Origin of the sequence: Paraburkholderia sp. 31.1 (assembly GCF_014397645.1) — a bacterium.
In the GTDB taxonomy this organism is placed as follows: domain Bacteria; phylum Pseudomonadota; class Gammaproteobacteria; order Burkholderiales; family Burkholderiaceae; genus Paraburkholderia; species Paraburkholderia tuberum.
This window is the reverse complement of the sequence record NZ_VZQN01000011.1, coordinates 81,810-104,971: the sequence shown is the minus strand read 5'-3', so window position 1 is coordinate 104,971 and position 23,162 is coordinate 81,810. Positions and strand designations below refer to the sequence as shown.

The 23,162-nt window shown below is 64.8% G+C and carries 26 protein-coding genes and 1 pseudogene; 11 read left to right on the top strand and 16 right to left on the bottom strand.

The features are described from left to right. The first annotated feature begins 19 nt into the window (after positions 1–19). The 3 genes and pseudogenes from F6X37_RS10665 (at position 20) to F6X37_RS10655 (ending at position 1,484) form a co-directional block, all read left to right on the top strand. The gene (locus F6X37_RS10665) at positions 20–352 is read left to right on the top strand and encodes a hypothetical protein (RefSeq protein WP_090806920.1); all 333 of its coding nucleotides are present in this window, start codon (positions 20–22) and stop codon (positions 350–352) included. 153 nt (positions 353–505) lie between these two features. Further along, positions 506–760: a hypothetical protein gene (locus F6X37_RS10660; protein WP_090810191.1), complete on the top strand. Its 255-nt coding sequence runs from the start codon at positions 506–508 to the stop codon at positions 758–760. Positions 761–1,004: 244 nt separating this feature from the next. Then, positions 1,005–1,484: pseudogene (locus F6X37_RS10655) on the top strand (DUF2778 domain-containing protein). A 317-nt stretch (positions 1,485–1,801) separates the two neighbouring features. Here F6X37_RS10655 and F6X37_RS10650 read toward each other — a convergent pair. From F6X37_RS10650 to F6X37_RS10620, 7 genes are all read right to left on the bottom strand, one after another. After that, on the bottom strand, positions 1,802–2,131 hold the full coding sequence (locus F6X37_RS10650) for a hypothetical protein (protein WP_187611238.1): 330 nt from the start codon (positions 2,129–2,131) through the stop codon (positions 1,802–1,804). 17 nt (positions 2,132–2,148) lie between these two features. Further along, positions 2,149–2,916, bottom strand: coding sequence for an AraC family transcriptional regulator (locus F6X37_RS10645; RefSeq protein WP_090806925.1), 768 nt, complete (start codon positions 2,914–2,916; stop codon positions 2,149–2,151). 159 nt (positions 2,917–3,075) lie between these two features. Further along, positions 3,076–4,368 carry an NAD(P)/FAD-dependent oxidoreductase gene (locus tag F6X37_RS10640; protein ID WP_187611237.1) on the bottom strand — a complete coding sequence of 431 codons (1,293 nt, stop codon included), beginning with the start codon at positions 4,366–4,368 and terminating at the stop codon, positions 3,076–3,078. Further along, positions 4,365–4,640: a (2Fe-2S)-binding protein gene (locus F6X37_RS10635; RefSeq protein ID WP_187611236.1), complete on the bottom strand. Its 276-nt coding sequence runs from the start codon at positions 4,638–4,640 to the stop codon at positions 4,365–4,367. Before F6X37_RS10635 ends, F6X37_RS10640 begins: the two co-directional genes overlap by 4 nt. Beyond that, the gene (locus tag F6X37_RS10630; RefSeq protein ID WP_187611312.1) at positions 4,627–5,784 is read right to left on the bottom strand and encodes an NAD(P)/FAD-dependent oxidoreductase; all 1,158 of its coding nucleotides are present in this window, start codon (positions 5,782–5,784) and stop codon (positions 4,627–4,629) included. Before F6X37_RS10630 ends, F6X37_RS10635 begins: the two co-directional genes overlap by 14 nt. Beyond that, the gene (locus F6X37_RS10625) at positions 5,781–6,737 is read right to left on the bottom strand and encodes a 4-hydroxyproline epimerase (RefSeq protein WP_187611235.1); all 957 of its coding nucleotides are present in this window, start codon (positions 6,735–6,737) and stop codon (positions 5,781–5,783) included. The genes F6X37_RS10630 and F6X37_RS10625 overlap by 4 nt, the downstream gene beginning before the upstream one ends. A gap of 282 nt (positions 6,738–7,019) precedes the next feature. Continuing rightward, on the bottom strand, positions 7,020–7,727 hold the full coding sequence (locus F6X37_RS10620; RefSeq protein WP_187611234.1) for a response regulator transcription factor: 708 nt from the start codon (positions 7,725–7,727) through the stop codon (positions 7,020–7,022). 293 nt (positions 7,728–8,020) lie between these two features. Between F6X37_RS10620 and F6X37_RS10615 the strand changes: the two genes are divergently transcribed. Continuing rightward, a complete protein-coding gene (locus tag F6X37_RS10615) occupies positions 8,021–9,322 on the top strand; it encodes an MFS transporter (RefSeq protein WP_187611233.1) in 1,302 nt (433 codons plus the stop codon). 67 nt (positions 9,323–9,389) lie between these two features. Further along, on the top strand, positions 9,390–10,850 hold the full coding sequence (locus F6X37_RS10610) for an MFS transporter (protein WP_187611232.1): 1,461 nt from the start codon (positions 9,390–9,392) through the stop codon (positions 10,848–10,850). Positions 10,851–10,870: 20 nt separating this feature from the next. Here the strand turns inward: F6X37_RS10610 and F6X37_RS10605 are convergent, their stop codons facing one another. The 6 genes from F6X37_RS10605 to F6X37_RS10580 all read right to left on the bottom strand — a co-directional run bounded on the left by F6X37_RS10605 (position 10,871) and on the right by F6X37_RS10580 (position 13,441). After that, positions 10,871–11,143: a hypothetical protein gene (locus tag F6X37_RS10605; protein ID WP_090810195.1), complete on the bottom strand. Its 273-nt coding sequence runs from the start codon at positions 11,141–11,143 to the stop codon at positions 10,871–10,873. Positions 11,144–11,225: 82 nt separating this feature from the next. Further along, positions 11,226–11,660, bottom strand: coding sequence for a DoxX family protein (locus F6X37_RS10600; protein WP_187611231.1), 435 nt, complete (start codon positions 11,658–11,660; stop codon positions 11,226–11,228). 103 nt (positions 11,661–11,763) lie between these two features. After that, a complete protein-coding gene (locus F6X37_RS10595; protein ID WP_187611230.1) occupies positions 11,764–12,171 on the bottom strand; it encodes a VOC family protein in 408 nt (135 codons plus the stop codon). A 36-nt stretch (positions 12,172–12,207) separates the two neighbouring features. After that, the gene (locus F6X37_RS10590) at positions 12,208–12,672 is read right to left on the bottom strand and encodes an RbsD/FucU family protein (protein WP_187611229.1); all 465 of its coding nucleotides are present in this window, start codon (positions 12,670–12,672) and stop codon (positions 12,208–12,210) included. A 96-nt stretch (positions 12,673–12,768) separates the two neighbouring features. Continuing rightward, positions 12,769–13,050: a hypothetical protein gene (locus F6X37_RS10585; RefSeq protein WP_187611228.1), complete on the bottom strand. Its 282-nt coding sequence runs from the start codon at positions 13,048–13,050 to the stop codon at positions 12,769–12,771. 22 nt (positions 13,051–13,072) lie between these two features. Continuing rightward, complete coding sequence (locus F6X37_RS10580; protein ID WP_187611227.1) at positions 13,073–13,441, bottom strand: nuclear transport factor 2 family protein; 369 nt, start codon at positions 13,439–13,441, stop codon at positions 13,073–13,075. A gap of 285 nt (positions 13,442–13,726) precedes the next feature. Here F6X37_RS10580 and F6X37_RS10575 point away from each other — a divergent pair, with 285 nt between their 5' ends. From F6X37_RS10575 to flhC, 6 genes are all read left to right on the top strand, one after another. Next, complete coding sequence (locus F6X37_RS10575) at positions 13,727–14,116, top strand: type II toxin-antitoxin system RelE/ParE family toxin (protein ID WP_187611226.1); 390 nt, start codon at positions 13,727–13,729, stop codon at positions 14,114–14,116. Further along, positions 14,113–14,415 (top strand): addiction module antidote protein, encoded by a 303-nt coding sequence (locus tag F6X37_RS10570; protein WP_187611225.1) that lies wholly within the window; start codon positions 14,113–14,115, stop codon positions 14,413–14,415. The genes F6X37_RS10575 and F6X37_RS10570 overlap by 4 nt, the downstream gene beginning before the upstream one ends. An 88-nt stretch (positions 14,416–14,503) precedes the next feature. Continuing rightward, positions 14,504–15,352, top strand: a complete 849-nt coding sequence (locus tag F6X37_RS10565; RefSeq protein WP_187611224.1) for a helix-turn-helix domain-containing protein — start codon at positions 14,504–14,506, stop codon at positions 15,350–15,352. Between the two features lie 41 nt (positions 15,353–15,393). Continuing rightward, positions 15,394–15,930 carry a GNAT family N-acetyltransferase gene (locus F6X37_RS10560; RefSeq protein ID WP_187611223.1) on the top strand — a complete coding sequence of 179 codons (537 nt, stop codon included), beginning with the start codon at positions 15,394–15,396 and terminating at the stop codon, positions 15,928–15,930. 744 nt (positions 15,931–16,674) lie between these two features. Beyond that, on the top strand, positions 16,675–16,995 hold the full coding sequence (gene flhD, locus F6X37_RS10555; protein WP_090807045.1) for a flagellar transcriptional regulator FlhD: 321 nt from the start codon (positions 16,675–16,677) through the stop codon (positions 16,993–16,995). Between the two features lie 14 nt (positions 16,996–17,009). Beyond that, positions 17,010–17,579, top strand: coding sequence for a flagellar transcriptional regulator FlhC (gene flhC / locus F6X37_RS10550; protein ID WP_018423439.1), 570 nt, complete (start codon positions 17,010–17,012; stop codon positions 17,577–17,579). A 139-nt stretch (positions 17,580–17,718) separates the two neighbouring features. Here the strand turns inward: flhC and F6X37_RS10545 are convergent, their stop codons facing one another. Genes F6X37_RS10545 through F6X37_RS10535 form a run of 3 tightly spaced genes read right to left on the bottom strand, consistent with a single transcriptional unit; the run spans position 17,719 to position 23,138 of the window. Continuing rightward, the gene (locus F6X37_RS10545; RefSeq protein ID WP_316251953.1) at positions 17,719–18,369 is read right to left on the bottom strand and encodes a divalent metal cation transporter; all 651 of its coding nucleotides are present in this window, start codon (positions 18,367–18,369) and stop codon (positions 17,719–17,721) included. Further along, the gene (locus F6X37_RS10540; RefSeq protein ID WP_187611222.1) at positions 18,272–19,939 is read right to left on the bottom strand and encodes an efflux transporter outer membrane subunit; all 1,668 of its coding nucleotides are present in this window, start codon (positions 19,937–19,939) and stop codon (positions 18,272–18,274) included. The genes F6X37_RS10545 and F6X37_RS10540 overlap by 98 nt, the downstream gene beginning before the upstream one ends. A 13-nt stretch (positions 19,940–19,952) precedes the next feature. After that, entirely contained in the window at positions 19,953–23,138 is a 3,186-nt protein-coding gene (locus F6X37_RS10535; RefSeq protein ID WP_187611221.1) for an efflux RND transporter permease subunit, read from the bottom strand. Positions 23,139–23,162 lie beyond the last annotated feature (24 nt).

The window sequence follows — 23,162 nt, the reverse complement described above, 5'->3', positions numbered from 1 at the left end:
AATCAACGCCAGGAGAGATATGAAGAAGTTCGCTGCAGTCCTGTCCCTTTCGCTACTGCTCAGCGCTTGCGCGTATTTTCAGAAAGACCCGGATTCCGGCGAACCCGTCACGGACACGACGACACAGCGTTCCGTCGACGACGTGGTCGCCTGTCTGACGCAGATGGCCAATCATCACAACGCCGCGTTCAAGTCGACCGGGATCCCGCAGGGTCAGATGCTCGACTTCGGCGACTCGAACGTCGTCAAGGTACGCAGCGACAACGGCGCGACAACTTACCGTTTCTATGCGGGCAAGCGTCATGTAAGCAACCTGTGGATCGAATCGGCAAGCAAAACCTGCGCGCCATAAGGCTTTGCGGCGCATAAAGGCGACGTTGCAGGCGCCGGAATCTGATCCATTGCAACGTTCATGTCACGGTGTTACAGGACAATGGAGTCTTAAGAATCGTTTAAGACTTCGTCCGCAAGATCCCCGGACATGTCCCCGCACGAGGTGCGCTCCATGAATCAGCCCGAAATCAACACCAACGAAACACCGGCCAAACGGCCTACTATCCTGCGCCGTCTGTTGAGCCATCACGAACTCGCGACGCTGCTGCTGCTGCTGCACGCGCCGATCGATGCATCCGCAAAACCCGAAATTCCGCAGCTTTACGAAGCAGGTCTCGTCGAGACCGTTTCGAACGATGCGGGCACGCCGCATATCCGTCTGACGTCCGAGGGTAATGCGGTGTTGCGAGGGCTTGGGGTGAAGTAAGCAGATCGGCTCGCGACCCGGTCATCTGAGGCCGCGTCAGCGCTTTGCGTTGACGCGGCTTTTTTCTATTCAGGCACAGCCACTGAGCGTGGCCTACGTTTTTGGCGATAGATCAGACCGCCGCGCTTCTGCATCAGTTTCGTAGACATGCGAGGCATCTTTAAGAACGCTCCGATTGTCTGGCACCGACGTACACGCAATAGTCATTGCTCCGCCACCTCAGGGAATTCTGGAGCAAAAACCAATGACTGTAAGCTGTATCTTCGAGCTCAATCGGAAAGAAACATCACGATTCGTCTGTTCAGGCTTTGGCGCGGTCGAGGCCTATTCAGGTCAGAGAACCGGCAGGGACAATCCCGACAATGTCGCGGATGTGGATGTCGGCCCGATACCTCCCGGCACGTACTACCTGATTGACCGCCAATCCGGCGGACGCATCGGGGGACTAAGGGACTTTATCGGTGAACACTTCGGAAGTAGTGATCGGCACAAATGATTCACGCTGTGGAATCCTCACGGCGGCGACGTGACGATGATTCAAGGCATCCGGCGGGGTCAATTCCGCCTTCATCCCGAAGGGTCGAGGCATCTAAGCCAAGGTTGCATTACCGTAAAAGATCTGGCTGGCTTTGAGCGGCTGCAGCGCTATATCCGTCGGACTTCGCCAACGCTGCCAATACCAGGAACTAACATGCGAGCTTACGGGCGAGTAGAAGTGCGATGAGAGACGCCCGATTGCTTCGATGGTGCATCAGTGCACTTGGGATATGGGTCGCATTAGGCACTGCACTCGCATGGAGCACGCAACAACTATCGTTCCAGATACCGTTATGGTTCGCTGGTTCCGTTCGATGGCTACTGCGTTGCCTATATCCCAATTGGGAGCCCGACGCCTACGATGTCGAAGCTTGGGGCAACTTTGTGCTGATCGTTTCGGGATATATCGTCGCCATCGCATTAGTAGTGCCGGCAAGCGTCATCGCATGGCGGCGAGCACATTGAGCACGCTCGTCAAAATGGAATTCGGCCGCGTCAAGCCTTTCAAGCCTGCCATACCCCATACCCCGCCTCGCGCAGCCCGATCGCCAATTCCACTTCCATATCCTGCGCGCCGCGATAAGGCATCGGGTTGAACACGTCGTACAGTTCGGGCATCAGACGCAGGCCGTAATCGCGCACATAGCGATTCGCCTGAATGCCCGCCTTGTGCCGATCGAAGCGCAAGTCCGGGTCGAGCCCCGTCATGCCGACGTACACGCACGGCTTGTCGAAACGGTAACCAGGATTCGCGCGACGAAAGCGCGCCTCGTTCCACACCTTGTCGTCGAGCGCGACGACGTACACGTAGTAGTGATGCGCGCGACCCGCCATGACACGCCCGACGCCGTTCAGCCGCGCAGCGTACCGTGCAGCAACATCCGGTATTCGGTCGGTGTGACGCCGACGGTCGCCTTGAATTGCCGTGTGAACGCGCTGTGATCGGTGTAGCCGCAACGCGCGGCGACGTCGGTGACCTTGTCGTGCGACACCAGCAGCGCGGTCGCCGCGTCGAGTCGCGTTTTCAGGAGCACCTGGCGCGGCGTCAGATGAAACACCTTGTGAAAGTAGCGCTCCAGCTGCGCGACCGACATGTCCGCCATCGCCGCAAGCTGCTTCAGGTTCAGCGGCTGCACGTAATTCTGCTGGATCGACTGCACGACGGCGGCAAGCCGGCTGTAGGCCGGATGGCTGCTTTCGTCGGCTTTCAGATCGCGGGAGATGCCGGCGAGGCCGACCACCTTGCCCGTCGCATCGCGCAACGGCTGTTTGCAGGTCAGGCACCAGCCCGGTTGACGGCCCGGATACAGATGCAGTTCGAGCTGATCGAGCATCTGGTTGCCGACGCCGATGATCGCCTTGTCCTGCGCGGTATAGATGCGCCCGAAGCGGCGCGGAAACACGTCTTCCGCGGTCTTGCCGAGCAGCGCGGCCTTTTCCTTGAAGCCACAACGCGAAGCGAGCGTGCGGTTGACGAGCGCATACCGCGCGTCGGCGTCCTTGACGAAGAACACGACGTCCGGCATTGCATCGAATACCGGCTCGAGCAACCTGAAATGCGACAGCATGCCGGACAGCGTCGTATCGTCAGTTTCGAGCGGATGCGCCAGCGTGTTCATCGTGCGGTTCCGTGGCTGCGTGCCTGGTTGATTGCGTTAGGTTGCGTTCGCGGATCGCTGCGCCGGTGCGGCCGGGCAGCCTGCTCGTGCGGTTGATTGCGGTCGATTATAGAGCCGCGCGTCGCCCGCCAATATCTACCGAGGGTAAGCGCGGAGCCGTCATGGCGCCGCAGTCGGCGGTTCGGCGGCGCTCATCAGCGTGCCGATTTGCGCCGGACTGAACGGCGGACGCGCCGCGGCGGCCGGCCAGCCGAAGTACAGGCTCGCAGCCGCCCCGCAGATGCGCCCCTGGCAAGGGCCCATACCGCAGCGCGTCTGCAGTTTCGCGTCACGCCAGTCGGCGCAGCGGCGCACCTCGCCGACGCTCACGTCCTCGCAACGGCACAACAGCGTCGCGTCGGCGGGCGGCGTGCGCGCGGCCTCGCCCAATGCGAACGACGCCGCGACGCGCGCGCCAAAGCCCCGCCAGCGAGCGCGTTGCGCGACCAGCGCCGCCAGCGCGGCGCGTTGCGCGCTCGCCGCGCCGCTCGCCACGAGACCGGCGATCTCGCCTTCCGCGCCAGCGAGCTCAGCGCCGCCGACGCCCGTGCACTCGCCCGCTGCATAAACGCGTTCGAGCGAGGTGCGCTGTCCCTCGTCGATGACGATTTCGCCCGCGTCGTTGATCGCGCAGCCGAGCGCCTGGGCCAGCGTGACGTTCGGCAGCAGTCCGAAGCCGCACGCGACGCGGTCACAATCGAGCGTCACCTCGCGTTCACCGCGCCGGATCGTCACCTGTTGCACGCGCTGCGCGCCACGGGCTTCGCTCACGATGCTGCCGGTCCAGTAGCGCAGTCCCGCGAAGCCGCGCGTGAGGCTGATCGCCTGACGCAGCTTCGCGGGCTCGCGCAGCAGCGACACGCCGAAACGCGCGACCTCGGCCGCCGATGCCTGCTCGACCACCGCGATCACGCGCGCGCCGGCCTCTCGCGCGGTGGCGAGCGCGGCCATCAGCAGCGGGCCGCTGCCGGCGATTACGATCCGTTCGTCGCGCACCGGCATGCCGCCTTTGATCAGCGCCTGCAATGCGCCCGCGCCGGTCACACCGGGCAAGGTCCAGCCGGGAAACGGCAGAAGACGCTCGCGCGCGCCGGTCGCAAGGATCAGTCTGTCATAGGTGATCGACACGCCGCCGTGTTCGGCGGATTCGAGCAGCAAGCCTTGCGCGCCGAGCGGCGCGATCACGCGCGTCGATGGCCAGTAAGTGAAGTTTTGCTGCGATTGCAACGCCGCGAGCAACGCCTGCAACGCTGCTTGAGGCGGATAGGCGGGCCCCTGGCGCCAGACCTGGCCGCCGGCGCGCGGATTGTCATCGATCTGCGCGACCGTCGCGCCCGCCTGCGCCGCCGCCCGCGCGGCATTGAGCCCGGCCGGACCACCGCCGATCACCACGATGTCGAAGTGCTGCGTCATGCGTGTACTGTCCCGTTTCGTGTCTGCACGCGCTGGCCGTCGCGGCATAGCGTCTGGCACGCGAGCGCGTGCGCGCGACCGTCGATCGTGACGCGGCACTCCTGGCACACGCCCATCCCGCACAAGGCTTCGCGCGGCTCGCCCTTGACCGACAGCCGCGAGCCGCGCACACCCGCGATCGCGAGCGCCGCGGCTATGGTCGTGCCGGGTTTCACTTCGATGCTGCGGCCGTCGACGGTCAAACGGATGCGGGCCGCGTCAGTGTCGGTCATGAGCCACCTGCTCTGCAAAACGCACCGGTAGATAAGGTTCGCACGGAATCGGCGCGGCATGGCCCGCGATCTGCGCCGCGAGCAGTTTCGCGGTCGCGAGCGAGGTCGTCACGCCAAGCCCTTCGTGGCCGACCGCGAGCCATAGGCGGGATGCGGAGCCAGAGCAGACGTCGGGCGCGAACTCGCCGGCCGGTCCGATCAGCGGCAGGCCGTCCGGCGACGCGGCGCGAAACCCCGTCCACGCGCGGATGCCGCTGAGCGCCGGCAACCGCGGCAGATACTGCGCGGCGCGTTGCAGCATCCGGGCGAGCACCGGCATTTCGACGGCGGGATCGGTTGTTTCGAACTGGCGCGACGAGCCGATCAGCAGTTGCCCGGTCGGACGCGGCTGTGCGTTGAACGCGACCGACGTGCCGGTCGCGTGATGCGCGCTCTTGATATAGCCAAGTTCGAGCAGTTGATGACGGATCAGCCCCGGGTAGCGGTCGGTGATCAGCAGATGGCCTTTCTTCGGCTGCAACGGCAGCCACGGCAACAATTGCGCCGCCCCGAGGCCGTTCGCGACGACCACGTGCGCCGCGCTGGTGCGCTCGCCGCACGCCAGGGTCACGCCACCCGCACCGACCGACGCGACCGGCGCTCCAGGTCGCACGCTGATATTCGCCGCATGCGGCGACTGCGTGAGCAGCCATTCGGCGGCGGTCGGCGCATACACGATGCTGTCGTGCTCGATGCGCAAGCCGCCCGCCATCGACGGTGCGAGCGCCGGTTCGCAGGCGCGCAGTTCGGCCGAGTCCAGCAATTGCGCGGCGACGCCTTGGCTCTCGAACGCCGCCTGCATTGCGCGGGCGGCTTGCCGTTCTTCGTCGTCGGCTGCGACCCACAGCGTGCCGCAGCGCGCGAACGCGTCGCGCGCGCGCAGCTGCGGCGCGAGCTCGAGCCATAGCTCGCGCGAATAGCGGCTCAGCGCGAATTCGGCAGGCGAGTCGTTCATCACGACGATATGGCCCATGCCGGCCGCCGTCGCGCCGCCGCCGATGCGCTGCGCGTCGAGCACCTCGACGCGCATGCCGAGCGCGGCCAGTTCCGCGGCGCACGCGGCACCGACGATACCCGCTCCGATGATCAGCGCGTCCGGGCTCATGCGGTCCGGATACCCCACGCGAACGGATCGCGCTCGTCGAAACACAGACACCCTTCGGCCATGATGTGCGCGTGACCGGTGATGGTCGGAATCACGTGGACGCCGTCGCCCGCCGTGCGATAGCTCGCCTCGAACACGCTGCCGATGATGCTCTCCTGGCGCCACACCGCGCCTTCGGCAAGCTTGCCGTCGGCCGCGAGACACGCGACCTTCGCGCTCGTGCCGGTGCCGCACGGCGAGCGGTCGTACGCATTGCCGGGACACAGCACGAAGCTGCGGCTGTCGAGGCCCTCGCGCGAACCCGGTCCGAACAGCTCGATATGGTCGATCAGCGCGCCGTTCGCGCCGGTGATGTTCTGTGCGATCAGCGCGTCGCGAATCGCCGAGCTGAAAGCCGTCAGGCTCGCGATGTTCGCGGCTTCGAGCTCGTGCCCATGCTCGGCGACGAGGAAAAACCAGTTGCCGCCCCAGCCGATGTCCCCGGTCAGTGCGCCATAGCCTGGCACGTCGACCTGCACCGCCTTGCGGTGGCGATACGCGGGCACGTTGCGCACCGCGACGCCGCCGTCTTCGTTCAGCGTCGCCTCGACCATGCCGACCGGCGTTTCGATGCGGTGTCGTCCCGGCCCGATCCGCCCCATGTGCGCGAGCGACACGACGAGCCCGATGGTGCCGTGCCCGCACATGCCGAGATAGCCGACGTTGTTGAAGAAGATCACGCCGGCCGCGCAAGTCGGATCGTCGGGCTCGCAGAGCAACGCGCCGACCACCACGTCCGAGCCCCGCGGTTCGGTGACGATGCCGGCGCGCCAGTCGTCGAAGCGGGTGCGGAACACCTCGAGCCGTTGCGCGAGCGTGCCGCCGCCCAGATCCGGGCCACCCGACACCACGAGGCGGGTGGGCTCACCGCCGGTGTGCGAGTCGATGATGTTGAGGGTTTTCATGTCGCCCATGGTAGGAATCGCGGGCCGGTGGGTCTTGGTGCGCGTACGCGCGGATTGAGACGATTTCGGCATAGCGGCGCGATGCGTGAGCCGCCGCGCGCGCGGCGCGCGAAACGTCCCGCTATTCGGTATCGGCGTCGATGACCCTCGGCGCAAACGCGGCAACCCGGCTAACCGATACGGACACATAAGGAGAACGAACACCGCTGGCGAGCGCAACGGGCTGCAACGCGGATTTCAGCATATACCTGGCCGTGGCGACCTCATGCCGTGCGCGCCGACTGCGAATCTTCACTCCCTGAGCACATGGTCGTGAAGCTGCAGCAACCGGTAGCCGCTTCTGTATACCGGCTGCAGCCGGAAACCATTGTGCGGCTCGATCGCGAGCAGCAGACGCAGCCGTGACACGTGACTGTCGATGGTCCGCGTGAACTCGCGCAGTTCGCGGCCCCACACCGTCGCGAAGATATGGTCGCGCGACATCACGCGATCGACGTTGGAAAAGAACAGCGCCGCGATCCGGTACTGGATGGGCGACAGCGGCACCGGCTCGCCGCGCAGCGTGACCGCCCGGCCGATCGTGTCGAAGCAATAGGGGCCGATCTCGAAACAGGTCGCGGCGCTGAAACGCTCCGGATACGCGCGCCGCAGAAGCGCCGCGACTCGCGCGCGAAACACGGCGTCCCGCAGCGGCAACGCGAGGTAATCGTCGGCACCGCCGGCGAGCGCGCGCACCATGCTTTCCTCCGAGCCGTCGTTCGACACGAACATGATCGGCACGTGCTCGCCTGCCACGCGGCGCACCGAGTGCAACAGGTCCGCGCCGGCGGGCCGCATCTCCTGCCAGTCGAGCACCAGCAGATCCATCGTGGAGCGCACGAGCGACCTCGAAAACGCAACGCCGTCGTCATAGACCGCGCAGAAATGGCCGGCTCTCACCAGACTAGATTCAATGGACTGACGCATGACCGGGTCACGCTGAAGAACTGCAACGCGCATGGGATAGACTCTCGACAAGGACATGCAGGCCATTCTCCGAGCCGCACCCCGGTCCCTCCCTTCGGAGCATTCCGATTTTCCGCCGCTTTTTTCGCCCAACTGGGCGCTTCCGCAGGACTTCCGCTTTCATCCTGTAAAATCCGCGCCGGCCTCCGTCGTCAGCGCGCCCGCCCTATCAGGACGGCGCGCCCGTGTCCCGTGCTCTACCCAGCGCCTGCCGCACTTCTCGCCCGACGACCGCCGTATGTCCACGCGTCTCCCGCGTGGCTCACAATTCATCAAAAGACATGGCAATGCAAGCGACAAATCTGGGTGGAGCGCAGGCTGTCACCCCCCGCCCGCTTGGGCACAGCGATTACAAGACACTCGGTCTCGCCGCGCTCGGCGGAGCGCTCGAGTTCTACGACTTCATCATCTTCGTTTTCTTCGCGCCGGCGATCGGCCAGCTGTTCTTCCCGGCGGCGATGCCGGACTGGCTGCGTCAGGTGCAGACCTTCGGCATTTTCGCGGCCGGTTATCTGGCGCGGCCGCTCGGCGGCGTCATCATGGCGCACTTCGGCGACCTGTTCGGCCGCAAGCGCATGTTCACGCTGAGCGTGCTGCTGATGTCGGTGCCGACGCTGCTGATGGGCCTGATGCCCACCTACGCGAGCATCGGCGTGCTCGCGCCGGTGCTGCTATTGCTGTTCCGCGTGATGCAGGGCGCGGCGGTCGGCGGCGAAGTCCCGGGCGCATGGGTGTTCGTCGCAGAGCACGTGCCCGGGCGGCACGTCGGCTATGCGTGCGGCACGCTGACGGCCGGCCTCACGGCGGGCATTCTGCTCGGCTCGCTGATTGCGTCGGCGGTCAATCGCCATTTCACGCCGGCCGATATTTCCGAATATGCGTGGCGTGTTCCGTTCCTCATCGGCGGCGTGTTCGGTATGTTCTCGGTCTATCTGCGCCGCTGGCTGCACGAGACGCCGGTGTTCGCCGAACTGAAGCAACGCAAGGCGATCGCCGCGGAAGTGCCGCTGAAGGCCGTGCTGCGCGATCACGGCCGCGCGGTGATCGTGTCGATGCTGCTCACCTGGATGCTGTCGGCGGCGATCGTCGTCGTGATCCTGATGACGCCGACGCTGCTGCAAAAGCAATTTCACATCGAGCCGGCCACCGCGCTGCTCGCGAACTGTGTCGCGACGCTGTGCCTGACGATCGGCTGCGTGGTGGCGGGTTCGATCGCCGGACGCATTGGCGCGGGTCGCACGATTTTCGTCGGCGGCATTGCGCTTGCGATCACGTACTACGTGATGTTTCGCCAGTTGGCCGTCGATACGTCCCTGCTCGTGCCGCTGTATGCACTGGCCGGACTTTTCGTCGGCGTGATCGGCGCGATTCCGCTCGTGATGGTCCGCGGATTCCCGCCGGTGGTGCGCTTCTCGGGCATCTCTTTCTCGTACAACGTCGCGTATGCGGTGTTCGGCGGTCTGACGCCGATCGCCGTATCGCTGATGATGAAGTCGAACCCGCTGGCCGCGCCGCTGTACGTCGCGGCGATCTGCGTGCTGGGCGCGCTGACCACGCTGTTCATCAAGGATGCGCCGCGGGCGCGCTGATCCGGCGACATCCATACTTCACGCCACGCCGAAACGTGGCGCGCGGGATCGGGCTTACGATGCAGTCATGAACTCATCCACACCCTCCTTTTCGCCCGCCCTCGGTCGCGTTCTCGCGACCGTCAGCGTCGGCTTCGTGGTCACGCAACTCGACGTGACCATCGTCAACATCGCGTTGCCACGAATCGGCGCGGACCTGCACGCGAACGTCGCGGGCCTGCAATGGGTCGTCGATGCATACACGCTCGCGTTTGCGGTGCTGATGCTGTCGGCCGGCGCGCTCGGCGACCGCTTCGGCGCGCGGCGCATGTATGCGTGCGGAATCGTGCTGTTCGCGCTCGCGTCGCTGGCCTGCGGGCTCGCGCTCGACGCCCCGATGCTGATCGCCGCACGCGCGGTGCAGGGCATCGGCGCGGCCGCGATGCTGCCGAATTCGCTCGCGCTGCTGAACCAGTCGTTCGGCCACGAACCGAAGCTGCGGGCACGCGCGGTCGGCCTGTGGACCGCCTCCGGCGCGATTTCGATCGCGGCCGGGCCGGTGGCTGGCGGTCTGCTGATCGCCGCGTTCGGCTGGCGCAGCATCTTTCTCGTCAATCTACCGATCTGCGCGGCCGGCCTGCTCGCGACACTGCTGTGGATTCCGCGTCCGCAAACCTCGCAACGCGGCGTGCCGGCCGCCGCTCGCGGCAACACCGGCGCGACGCCACGCGGCATCGATCTCGGCGGCCAGTGTCTCGCGATCGTCGCGCTAACCGCGTTCGTCGCCGCGGTGATCGAATGGCGGCCGCTCGGGCTCGCGCATCCGCTGGTCGCCGGCGGCTTCGTGCTGGCGCTGCTGGCGGCGGGTGCGTTCGTGTTCGTCGAAGCGCGCGTCGCGCGCCCGATGCTGCCGCTGTCGCTGTTCGGCACGCGCACGTTCAGCGCGGCGGTGCTGTTCGGCGTCTGCGTGAATATGACCTATTACGGCATGGTGTTCGTGCTGAGCCTTTACCTGCAGCGCGTGCGCGGCTACACGCCGTTGCAGGCGGGCCTCGCGTTCCTGCCGCTGACGGGCGGCTTCCTGATCTCGAACGTCGCGAGCGGCTGGGTGATCGGCCGCCTGGGAGTGCGCGTGCCGATGATCCTCGGCGCGATCACGGCCGGTCTCGGCTATGGTCTGCTGCATCTCGTCGACGCCGAGACGCCGCTGATTGGCCTGCTGCTGCCGTTTTTGCTGATTCCGTCGGGCATGGGACTCGCGGTGCCGGCGATGACCACGGCGGTGCTCGCATCGACCGAAGCGCGGCGCGCGGGCACGGCGTCGGCGGTATTGAACACGGCGCGCCAGGCCGGCGGCGCGGTGGGTGTGGCGGCCTTCGGCGCGCTCGCGGGCGGTGCGGCCGCGACGCAGATCGTGCCGGGGATGCAAGCGGCGACGGCTATTTCGGTGGGACTGCTGGTGCTGGGTCTCGTGCTCGCGTGTTTCGTGCATCCGGAGCCGCACGCGGCGGCATCGTCTGCGCGCCGCGCGCGCGCCGCGAGCAAGTAAGCGGTGTGTAATGCAGGCGCCTACAGCGACGCCTCCTGAATCGTGCCGGTAGCGATTGCGCGCTCGATCAGGCCTTCGTTGCGCGCTTTGGCGATCGCATCCGCGAGCAGCTTTTCCGGGTCCTCGATGTCCGCCTTCAGCGTGCCGATGAATCCGGACGCATCCAGAACCACCAGCGTCTTCGCCGACTCGGCGAGGCTGATGATCACACGATGCGGCGTCGGCCCTTCGCCGAGACTCGCGCACAGTTGCGTGAGCTTGCCGCCGATCATTTGCTCGAAGTTCTGAATCATCATCTGCTCCCATGATTGGCGCGGATTGGAAATCCTGCTGTGTAGCAGGATGCGGGCCGCGCCGACTGCGCGCGCTCACGCTTTACAGCCCGCCGAGTCCGCTGCGGGGCGCGCGCGCGTTGTCGATGCTCAGACGCCCCGCGCCGGTAACGAACAGCAGCAGGAAACCGCCCGCGATTCCGATGTTCTTCCAGAAATGAATCACCATGTCGTGCTGCAACGCAGGGTCGGTGATATTCCAGAAGTCGTGGCCGAGCACCGCCGTCGCGACCGTATACGCCGCCATGACCAGCGCGAGCGGCCGTACCTTGAAGCCGACCACGAGCAGCAGGCCGCCGAGCACCTCGATCGCGGTTGCGATCGGCGCGGCGATCTGCACGAACGGCACACCTTTCGAATGCAGGTAGCCGACGAAGCCCGCATAGCCCAGCAGTTTCATCACCCCGCTCCACAGGAACAGCACGGAAAGCGCAAGACGGGCGATGAAAATAATGCCGAAATCGACGGGACGCGACATGGGGGGACTCCTGTAATGAATAAGCAGCAGACCCGAATGGACGGGCTCAGTTCCCCGCCTCGCCCCTGAGCATATGAGCAATGGCCGCGATTTCCAAGCCCGCTCAAGCTGACGGATACGTGGCGACCTCGATCAGGTTGCCGTCCGGGTCGCGGCAATACACCGAGGTCATCTTGCCGCGCGCGCCGTCGCGCTCCACCGGCCCCGCCTCGATAGCGACGCCTTGCGCAAGCCAGTGCGCCTTGACGTCGTCCGGGCTTGCGGTGGTCACGAAGCACAGGTCCGCCGTGCCCGGCACCACCTGGCGCGACGTGAACCAGGCGATGGTATCGGCCGACGCGGGACGCAGATTGATCTTCTGATTACCGTAGTTCATCGCCACGCGCGTGCCGGTGCGCGACGCGAACTCGGTGCGTCGCATGCCGAGCATCCGCGCGTACCACGCCGCGCTCACTTCGACGTCGGCGACGTTCAGAACGAGATGATCGAGACTGGCTAGCTGGAAGCTCATGGGTTTGTCGTGATGAATCGAGAAAGGTGGTAGCGACTATACGCGTGGCGCGTCCGGCGCGAGCAACACGCCCTTCGTGAATACGAAGCAGCCGTAGCCGCGCTCCTCGCCCGTCGCGATCACACAGTATGCCTGGCGCGCACGCTCGTAAAACGCGAACCGCTCGATCGACACGAAGGGCACCTCGCGCCCCTCGCCCGCGTTGACCTCGGCTTGCGCTTCGCGCTGCACCGCGGGAATCGTGTACGGCTCGCCAACCACTTCCATGCGCGACGCGGGATGCTCGATAAAGGTGTCGAGCGGCAGCACCGACAACACCGCGCGGATCGCGCGCGGCGAACTGACGCCGTCGAGACGCAGCGGCTTGCCGAGCACGGTATCGCGCGCGACGGCGTCGGCCGGGAAGTTGGCGTCGCAGATCACGAGCTCGTCGCCGTGGCCCATCGAGCGCAGCGCGTGCAGGATATCGGCGTTCAGTAGCGGGTCCAGATTTTTCAGCACGGGGTCTCCAGGTCGTTCGGTTGGGAACATGCTGAGGGGGTGAGGTCGTGAGCTTTGCGCAAGACGATGCGTGTCACGCTTCATCCGCACGACGCTTCATCCGCACGACGATCGATTGTAGCAAGCGCGCCGGACGTCTTGCGGCGCTGCGCTCGCACCGCATTGCCAGCGCAGCCATCCGACCAAAGCGAGCAGCACGAGCCCCGCGCCGCCGAGCACCGGCTCGCGCCAACCGAGCAGTGCGATGAACATGAACGCCCGCGCGCCGCCGAGCAGCGCGAAACCGGCGATCGCGCTCGATAACGCATCGAGCGCGGTCGCGACGCGCAGCAACGCGAGATGGACTTGTGCGGGCTTGGCAGCGGCGGGATCGTGCATGATCGTCTCCGTGAAAGACGCCTCAGGCGGCGCCGGGGGTTTCGTCGAGAAAACCGGTGACCGCTTGCAGACGCCCATGCGCGTCCACCACGCCGAAGTCCGAGCCCTTCACGATCGCCTCGCCCGCGGGGGTCGTCAGTGCCCACGAGAAGCGCAGGCGATTCGCGAAGCCGTCGACGTCGGTCGTACGGCGAAACGTGTGATGCGGAAAACGCTCATGCACCGCGCGGATCATGGCGTCGATGCCATCGTGGCCCGCGCCCGCCAGCAGCGGGTCGCGATAGTCGGCATCGGCGCTCCACGTTGCCGCGATCAACTCGCAACGACGCGCGCCATCGGTCTCGTTCCAGGTATCGAAATAACGGTCGATCAAATCGGTATGCGCATTCATCTCGAACTCCTCGATTGACAGGACTGAGCACTTCGCGCGGCATGCGCATCGCATGCGGCGGGCTCGGAATGAAGATTGACGGCTCGCGTGCATTGCGTCGATTACGTGAGAGGTAATCAAGCGGATGCAGCCTTCGCTGTCACGCAGCGCTTTTCACTGTTTTTCTCGCCAAATAGGTCATTCGGCCGAGTCGTCAAAAAACCTTCGCACCGCTAACCTCAAGTGACTCATCGAAGCCCGCCGACGACATCGCGAGGCGGGCAATGCAATGAACAGGAGGACCGCTTGGACCGCTTTATCGAGACGCTTTTCTCGCTTGCACGACCGTATCCCCGGAGATACAATCATCCGCAGATCGAAACACCGCGCGTGTACACGATCAACTGCACCGAAGAGTTCGACCGTTGGCTTCACGGCCTCACCGACATCAAGGCGAAGGCGCAAATTCTCGTGCGGATCCGCCGCGCGGAACGCGGGCTTTTCGGCGACGCGAAGTTGCTGGAAAACGGCGTGTTCGAGATGCGCATCGATTGCGGGCCGGGTTACCGGGTCTACTACGCGCGCGAGGAACGCATGATGTATCTGCTGCTCTGCGGGGGTAACAAGGCCACGCAGCAGGCGGATATCAGGCATGCCGGAGCAATGTGGACAACCATCAGAAAGGAACGGTCATGAGCAAGATCAAAACGGCACGCTTCGACGCATCGAAGTACCTCGACAACGACGAAATGGTCGCGGCCTATCTGAACGCCGCCCTCGACGAAGGCGACTCCGATCTGCTGCTCGCCGCCATCGCGGATATCGCCAAGGCACGCGGCATCACGAAGATCGCCGCCGCAGCGGGCCTGGGCCGCGAAAGCCTCTACAAGACACTCGCGCCCGGCTCCAAGCCACGCATGGACACGGTCCTCAAACTGGCGAGTGCGATCGGCGTCAAATTCACCGCCGTGCCGTTGCGCCTGGTCGCCGCCTGAGCCGGGCACGCGTCTCGTTGACTGAAATTGGCGGGGCATTACCTCTCAGGTAATCGATTGCTTGCACGCTTTGACTATGATCGGTGGCATGAACACACTCTCTATTGCACAAGCGGCTCCATCATCCGCGCCGATCGGCACTCGGGCGGTCGGCGAACTTCTCCGCGAATGGCGGCAGCGGCGGCGCATGAGTCAGTTGCTGCTCGCCACGGAGGCTGACGTTTCGACCCGCCATCTGAGCTTTGTCGAATCGGGGCGCGCGCTACCGAGCCGGGAAATGGTCATGCATCTCGCCGAGCGCCTCGACGTGCCGTTGCGCGCGCGCAATGCTCTGCTCGTCGCGGCCGGTTACGCGCCGCTGTTTCGCGAACGTCCCCTCTCCGACCCGCAGCTCGCCGCCGCGCGCGAAGCCGTCGAACTGGTGCTCAAAGGACATGAGCCCTACCCGGCCCTCGCGATCGACCGGCACTGGACCATCGTCGCGACCAACAATGCGATTGCGCCGTTGTTGAGCGGCGCGAGTCCCGAACTGTTGAAGCCACCGGTCAACGCACTGCGCCTGAGTCTGCATCCGCAAGGCATTGCGGCGTCGATCGTCAACTGGCATGCGTGGCGCGAGCATGTGCTGGGCCGCCTGCAACGGCAGATCGACGTCAGCGGCGACGACACGCTGAGCGCACTACGCGACGAACTGGCCGGCTACCCCGCGCCGCCGGATGCAGACGCCTCGACGCTGGACGATGCAGTCCTCAACCAGATCGCCGTGCCATTGCGGCTGCGTACACCGCTTGGCGTGCTGTCGTTTTTCAGCACCACCACGGTGTTCGGCACGCCCGTGGACGTTACGCTGTCGGAACTCGCCATCGAGGCGTTCTTTCCGGCGGATCAGCAAACCGCGTCCGCGCTGCGCGAATTTGCCGAACACCAGCGCGGCTAGCCGCTCGCGTACCTCGACTCCACTCACCACGAATAAGTGAGATGTCCGTCAACGCCGACACCCTGCTGATCCGCCAACTCGGACCCGCCGACCGGGACGCCTATTTCCAGCTTCGTCTGCGCGGGCTGACGGCGCACCCCGCTTCGTTCGGACAAAGCCACGACGAAGCGCTGGCGAAAGGCGCCGGGCAGCATGACGCGACACTGCAGGCCTCGGAGACGGAAGGCACGTTTCTGCTTGGCGCGTATGCGTCGGCCGACGCTCCGCTGATCGGCGTCGTCGGTCTGCTGCGTAATAAAGCCCACAAGGAGCGGCACAAGGCGAACGTGGTCGGCATGTATGTCGCACAGGAAGCGGCTGGTCGTGGGGTCGGGCGCGCGCTGCTCGGCGAGTTGCTGACGCGCGCGGCGCGCGTCGACGGTTTGCGACAGGTGCAGCTAACCGTGGGTAGCCGCAACGACGCGGCGCGCAGGCTGTATGAATCGCTCGGCTTTCGCAAATATGGGTGCGAAGGCGGCGCCTTGAACGTCGACGGGGTGTTCCATGACGAGGATCTGATGGCGCGATTCCTCGCATAGCGCCCTCGGAATCATTGACAACGCCTCCTTGCGGCCATTCCCGGCGCCTCGTCAACGTTGTAATGTCGTCCTATTGCGCCGACATCATGTCAGGCAGCCTGCACGGCACTGGCTTCTCGCAGCCTCCGTCCGCAACGTGATCGGTACGCGTCTGCGACCGCTGTTCGGTCTCGGGGTCGAACGCGTGCGACAGACCGGCTGCCCATCCTCATCGAGCCGTTACAAATCCGGCCCTCCCGTTTGCGTAGTTTGTAACGGGGGACGCTTCATACGGTTACAGGCTCCATCCGTCCCTCACGCGCCACCCAGCACGAGTATTTATTACCGTCCATTCCATCGCTTTCTGTTCCTTTCTAATCCAAAACAAATTTACCGATCGCCGCGCAGTGCGGACGCACGTCTCGGACAGTCGCGCAGGATGTCCATCCAGCAAGGGTTTTCATGGAATAGAGGCCAGTGTCGAAAGGCTATAAATTCACCTGGCATCATTCATTACAACGGCGTGAAAAACTTACCGAAAAATGATGTAGTTTTTTGAGATATTTTTTTGAGAAAGGATTGATTTCTGGTTTTAGCCTACATACAATTCGTCCCGAGCTGTTACGAAATGTAACGCCTTGTATCAAATGTTCGCTGGCTGTAGCAAGTAGCAACATGTAGCCGGAGGCCACGTTGCCGGCGAGGCAGAAAAGACATAACGGCGCAAAGCCGACATAGTAATTCGGGGCTTCGGAAACAGACAACATGGACCGTAGCAGCGAGACGCTGGATTCAATCCGCGAGATCAACTTGTCTTACATCATGCTCGCGCAACGCATGTTGCGCGAGGACAAACCGGTCGGAATGTTCCGGCTGGGACTGTCGTCGGAACTGGCTGACTTGCTTGCCGGGCTGTCGCTCGCGCAAATCGTCAAGCTGGCCGCTTCCGACCAGCTTTTGTGCTTCTTCCGCTTCAACGACCACGCGATGCTGTCGGCGTTGACCCAAACGACGAAGCACACCGCAATTGCACCGACCCACACGGCGATCCTGCTTGCAGGCCAGCCCGCCGAGCAATTTGCCTGATCGAGGTGACTGCAATGCTCAAGCGAAGCCTGACCGAAGATGCACAGGAAGTATTTCGCGCGATCGCACTGATCGAGCTCGGCGCCCGCATGCAGGTGCTCGAGAGCGAGTTGACGCTGTCGCGCGACCGTATGATCCGCCTGTATCGCGAGGTCAAGGGCGTATCGCCGCCCAAGGGCATGCTGCCGTTCTCGGCGGACTGGTACATGACGTGGCTCGCGAACATTCACGCGTCGCTGTTCTACAACACGTACCTGTTCCTCAAGAACGAAGCGCGCTGCTCGCATCTGGATGCGCTGACCAAGGGCTATCGGCTGTATCTCGAACACTGTCAGCACAGCGAAACCGAGCCGGTGCTCGATCTGACGCGCGCGTGGACGCTCGTGCGTTTCTTCGACGCCGACATCCTGCAGTTGACCAGATGCTGCCGCTGTACCGGCAAGTTCGTCGCGCACAAGCACGACCTGCAGCACAATGTCGTGTGCGGCGCCTGCCAGCCGCCGTCGCGTGCCGGCAAGACGAAGAAGGCAGCAGCCGCGCGCCGGGAAGCGCTCGATGCGGCGCAGGTTGCGCAGGCCGCTTGACCGATCGATTCGCCGTCGCGAGACGCGCTCGACCCGATTCAAACCGAAGCTCACATGATTCCGCGCAGTGATTGAACTGCGCGGATTTTTTTCGCCTTCGCGCCGGGCAAACCGGCGTGCCGAAGGCCGGTCGTTCAGATCAACCGGCCAGCCCCACCGTCTGGGCAACGAGCCACAGATTCGCCGCACTGATCGCAACAAACAGCGTCCACACGAGCAGGCGCGTCGGCAGCGTGTTGGCGAATTCGCCCATCAGCGATCGGTCGCTCGTCATGCGGATCAGCGGATAAAGCGCGAACGGCAGTTGCAGGCTCAGCACGACCTGACTCGCGACGAGCAGTTGGCCAACCGCGCCATTGCCGAGCATCCGCACACCGATCAGCGCCGGGATCAGCGCGAGCGCTCGCGTGATGAAGATCTGCGTGACCTGGTCGTGGCCCGTCGCGTAAAACGCGGCGGCCGCGAGAATCAGGATCGCCATGTTGATCAGCGCCGCGATCACGAGCGATGCGATCGTGTCGATGCGTGACATGCCGATCGCCGAGCGGATGCTGGCCGGATCGCGCTTCACCGCGCAGGTCTGCAGCACGATCGACGAGTGCAGATACAGGTTATGCGGCATCACCGTCGCGCCGAGAATGCCAAGCGTCGTTGATGAGGTCGATGAAGCGCTTGCCAACAGGCTTAGGAATTCAGCGCTTCGCCACCCGCTGCTGCGCTGACACCGATGCGGCTCCGGCCGTAGAGCCGGAAGCCGCAGCCAGCGAAGCCGCCGCGCCGCCGGAAGCACCAACCGGCACCGGCGCCGCCCCCACCGCCGTATCTCCCGCCGTCACATCGCCCCAACCGCCACCGAGCGCGCGAATCAGATTCACGGTCGCGACCGCCTGCGTGCCCGCCAGATGGCTCGCCTGCAATTGCGACTGCAGCACCTGCCGCTCGCCATCGATCACGTCGAGATAGCTGACCGCGCCCTCCGTGTACTGCGTGCGCGACAGATGCGCGGCGCGCTGCGACGCATCGACCGCGTCGTTCTGCTCGCGCATCTGATCGTCGAGCAAGCGCAGATCGGCAAGATTGTCCTCGACTTCACGGAACGCCACGAGCACCTGCTGGCGATATTGCGCGACGTCCTCGTCGTACTTCGAACGGGCCTGCGCGAGATTGGCCTTGCGGCGGCCGCCGTCGAAGATCGGCATCGTCAGTGCGGTACCTGCGAACGGACCGAGGATGAACGCGCGGCTCGACCACATGAACAGATCGCCGAGCGTCGCCGATTCAAAGCCGAACGCGCCCGTGATGTCGAGCTTCGGGAAGAACGCCGACTTCGCGAGCCCGACGCGCGCATTCGCTGCCTGCATCGCGCGTTCGGCTGCCGCGATGTCCGGCCTGCGTTCGAGCAGCGCCGACGGCAAACCCGGCGGCACGCGCACCGCCACCGGCGCGAGCGGTTCTTCCGCGAACGAGAAATCGGCGGGCGGCTTGCCGAGCAGAATCGCGAGGCTATGCTCCGAGGCCGCCCGTTGCCGCGCCACGCCGACCGCATCGGCACGCGCGCTCGCGAGCTCGTTACGCGAGCGCGACAGATCCAGCTCGCTGATATCGCCTTCCTTGAAGCGCCGCTCGACGAGCTTCAGCGTGTCCTCGCGCAACGCGACGGTGCGGCGATACAGATCCTGGTCGGTGTCGAGCTCGCGCAACTGGAAGTAGTTCTGCGCGACATCGGCCTGCAACGACAACTGCACCGAGCGAAACAGCGCTTCGCTCTGCTGCTCGTCCGAGCGCGACGCGTTCACGTTCGAGCTGACCCGCCCGAACAGATCGGCCTCATACGACGCGCCGACCTGCGCGCGCCAGATCGTGCCGGTCGTGCCGCCCGCGCTGTCCGGCAGGAATTGCGACGCCGCCGACGCACGCTCCCGGGTCGGGCCGAAGCCCGCGTCGAGCTTCGGGAACCAGTCGGACTTCGCCGCCTGCGTGACCGCACGCGCCTGCTGCACGCGCGCGGCTGCGGCCTTCAGGTCCTGGTTCGCGGCGGCGGCCTGCTCCTCGAGCGCGTCGAGCTGCGGGTCGCCGAACACCTTCCACCATTCGCCACGCAGGGCGTCGTCGGCGGGCTGGGCCGGCTTCCACGTGCCGGTGTTTTGCGCCGGCGCGGCCGAACCAGCCGCCACGCCCGACGCAGCCGCAGCCGACGTCGCCATCGCGGGCGCTTCCTTGAACGCCGCCGGCGTATCGACGTCGGGCCGCTTGTACGTCGGCTCGACCGAACAAGCGGCCAGCAGGGCGATCAGCAAACCGCTCGCGGCCGCGCGGCCCCATCCGCGCAAAGAGTCAAAGCGAGATTCAAAGCGTTTCATTGTTGTTTTCTCCTCAGACGTCCGTAACGGGCGCGCCGTAGCGCGGCGCATCCTTCTGCGCGACGTGAATCGTCCCGCCCGCGAGCGAACGCAGCACCACATAGAACACCGGCGTCAGCATCAGGCCGAACAGCGTGACGCCGAGCATGCCGAAGAACACTGCGACGCCCATCGCGTGACGCATCTCCGAGCCCGCGCCGCTCGACAACACCAGCGGCACCACGCCCATGATGAAGGCGATCGACGTCATCAGAATCGGCCGCAGACGCAGACGGCTCGCTTCGATCGCGGCCTGCAGCGGACTGCGTCCGTCGTGTTCGAGCTCACGCGCAAACTCGACGATCAGGATCGCGTTCTTCGCGGACAAGCCCACCAGTACCATCAAACCGATCTGCGTGAAGATGTTGTTGTCACCACCGGTGAGCCACACGCCGGTCAGCGCGGACAGCACGCTCATCGGCACGATCAGGATCACGGCGAGCGGCAGCGTCAGGCTTTCGTACAGCGCGGCGAGCACGAGGAACACCAGCAGCACGCTGATCGGGAACACCCACATGCCCGCGTTGCCGGCGAGGATCTGCTGATACGTGAGGTCGGTCCACTCGAGCTTCACGCCGCGCGGCAGCACCTCGGCGGCCACGCGTTCGGCCGCGGCCTGCGCCTGTCCCGACGAAAAGCCGGGCGCCGGGCCGCCGTTGATGTCGGCCGCCGTGTAGCCGTTGTAGCGCACCACCATCTCCGGTCCGTAGGTCGGCGTCACCGTGACGAGCGACGACAACGGCACCATCTCGCCCGCCGCGTTGCGCGTCTTCAGTTGCAGGATGTCGTCGGCGCGTTGACGGAACGGCGCATCCGCCTGCACGCGCACCTGATACACGCGACCGAAGCGGTTGAAGTCGTTCACGTACAGCGAGCCCAGATAGATCTGCATCGTGTCGAACACGTCCGTGACCGGCACGCCGAGCTGCTTCGCCTTCACGCGATCGAGATCGACGTTCAGCTGCGGCACGTTGATCTGATAGCTGGAGAAGGTCGGCCCAAGTTCGGGCGTTTGCGCCGCGCGCTTCACGAATGCTTCGGCAGCCTTGTTGAGTTCCGCGTAACCGAGCGCGCCGTGATCTTCGAGCTGCATCTTGAAGCCGCCGAGTGTGCCGAGCCCGAGCACCGGCGGCGGCGGGAACACCGCGACGAACGAGTCCTTGATCGCGCCGTACTGCTGGTTCAGCGCACCGGCAATCGCGCCTGCCGAGAGCTTCTTGTTGCCGCGCTCCTTGAACGGCTTCAGCGTGACGAACACGATGCCCGCGCTCGAACTATTCGTGAAGCCATTCACCGACAGACCAGGGAAGGCCACCGCGCTTTCGACGCCCGGCTGCTTCAGCGCGATCGCGCTCATATCGCGGATCACCTTCTCCGTGCGATCGAGCGAGGCACCGTTCGGCAACTGCGCGAACGCGATCAGATACTCCTTGTCCTGCGCGGGCACGAAGCCGCCCGGCACGACCCGCGCCACCAATACGGTTGCACCGATGAGGATTGCGTACACCGCGAGCATCGCGCCCTTGCGGCGCAGCACGCCGGTCACACCACGGCCGTAGGCTTCCGAACCACGATGAAAGACCTTGTTGAAACGCTTGAAGAAGCCGCCGAGCACACGGTTCATCACACGCGTCAGCCAGTCTTCCTTCTCGCCGTGGCTGCGCAGCAGCAGCGCGGACAACGCCGGCGACAGCGTCAGCGAATTGAACGCCGAGATCACCGTCGAGATCGCGATGGTCATCGCGAACTGCTTATAGAACTGGCCCGTGAGACCCGTCATGAACGCGAGCGGCACGAACACGGCGACGAGCGTCAGCGCAATCGCGATGATCGGCCCGCTCACTTCGCGCATCGCCTTATAGGTCGCATCGCGCGCACTGAGCCCGCTTCCGATGTTGCGCTCGACGTTCTCCACCACGACGATCGCATCGTCGACCACGATGCCGATCGCGAGCACCATGCCGAACAACGACAACGCGTTGATCGAGAAGCCGAACGCAAGCAGCAGGGAGAACGTACCGACGATCGACACCGGCACCGCGATCAACGGAATGATCGACGCGCGCCACGTCTGCAGGAACACGATCACGACGATCACGACCAGCGCGATCGCTTCGAGCAGCGTATGGATCACCGCCTCGATACTCGAACGCACGAACTGCGTCGGGTCGTAGACGATCCGGTATTCGACGCCGGCCGGCATGTCTTCGGCGAGTTCCTTCATCGCCGCGCGCACCTGCTCTGAAATCGCGAGCGAGTTCGCACCCGGCGCCTGATTGATCGCGAGCGCGACCGCGGGCTTATTGTCGAGCAGCGAACGCAGACCATATTCCGACGCCGCGAGCTCGATCCGGGCGATATCGCGCAGATAGGTCACGCCGCCGTCGGGCGCGGTCTTCACGATGATGTCGCCGAATTCGCCCTCGGTCTTCAAACGGCCGCGCGCGTTCACCGACAACTGCAACTGCGTGCCCGGCACCGACGGCGACGCACCGATCACACCGGCCGCGACCTGGATGTTCTGCTCGCGGATCGCATTGACGACTTCGGTCGCCGTGAGACCGCGCTGCGCGACTTTCTGCGGATCGAGCCAGATACGCATTGCGTAATCGCCCGAGCCCCACAGCTGCACTTCGCCGACGCCCTGAATCCGCGCGAGCCGATCCTTCACGTTGAGCAGCGCGTAATTGCGCAAATACGTCATGTCGTAGCGATCGTTCGGCGAGATCAGGTGCACGACCATCGTCAGCGTCGGCGAACTCTTGATCGTCGTCACGCCGAGCCGCTGCACGTCTTCCGGCAGACGGGGCAGCGCCTGATTGACGCGGTTCTGCACGAGCTGCGTCGCGAGGTCGGGATTGGTGCCGAGCTTGAACGTGACCGTCAGCGTCAGATTGCCGTCGCTATTCGCCTGCGACTGCATGTACAACATGTTCTCGACACCATTGATCTGCTCTTCGAGCGGCGCGGCGACCGCTTCGGCGATCACCTTCGGATTCGCGCCCGGATACTGCGCGTGCACCACCACCGAAGGCGGCACCACTTCCGGATACTCGGAAATGGGCAGCTTGAACAGCGAGATGATGCCCCCGAGCAGGATCAATACCGATAGCACGCCTGCGAAGATCGGGCGATCGATGAAGAATTTGGATATGTTCATTGGAAGCTCTTAACGTTGGAGCAT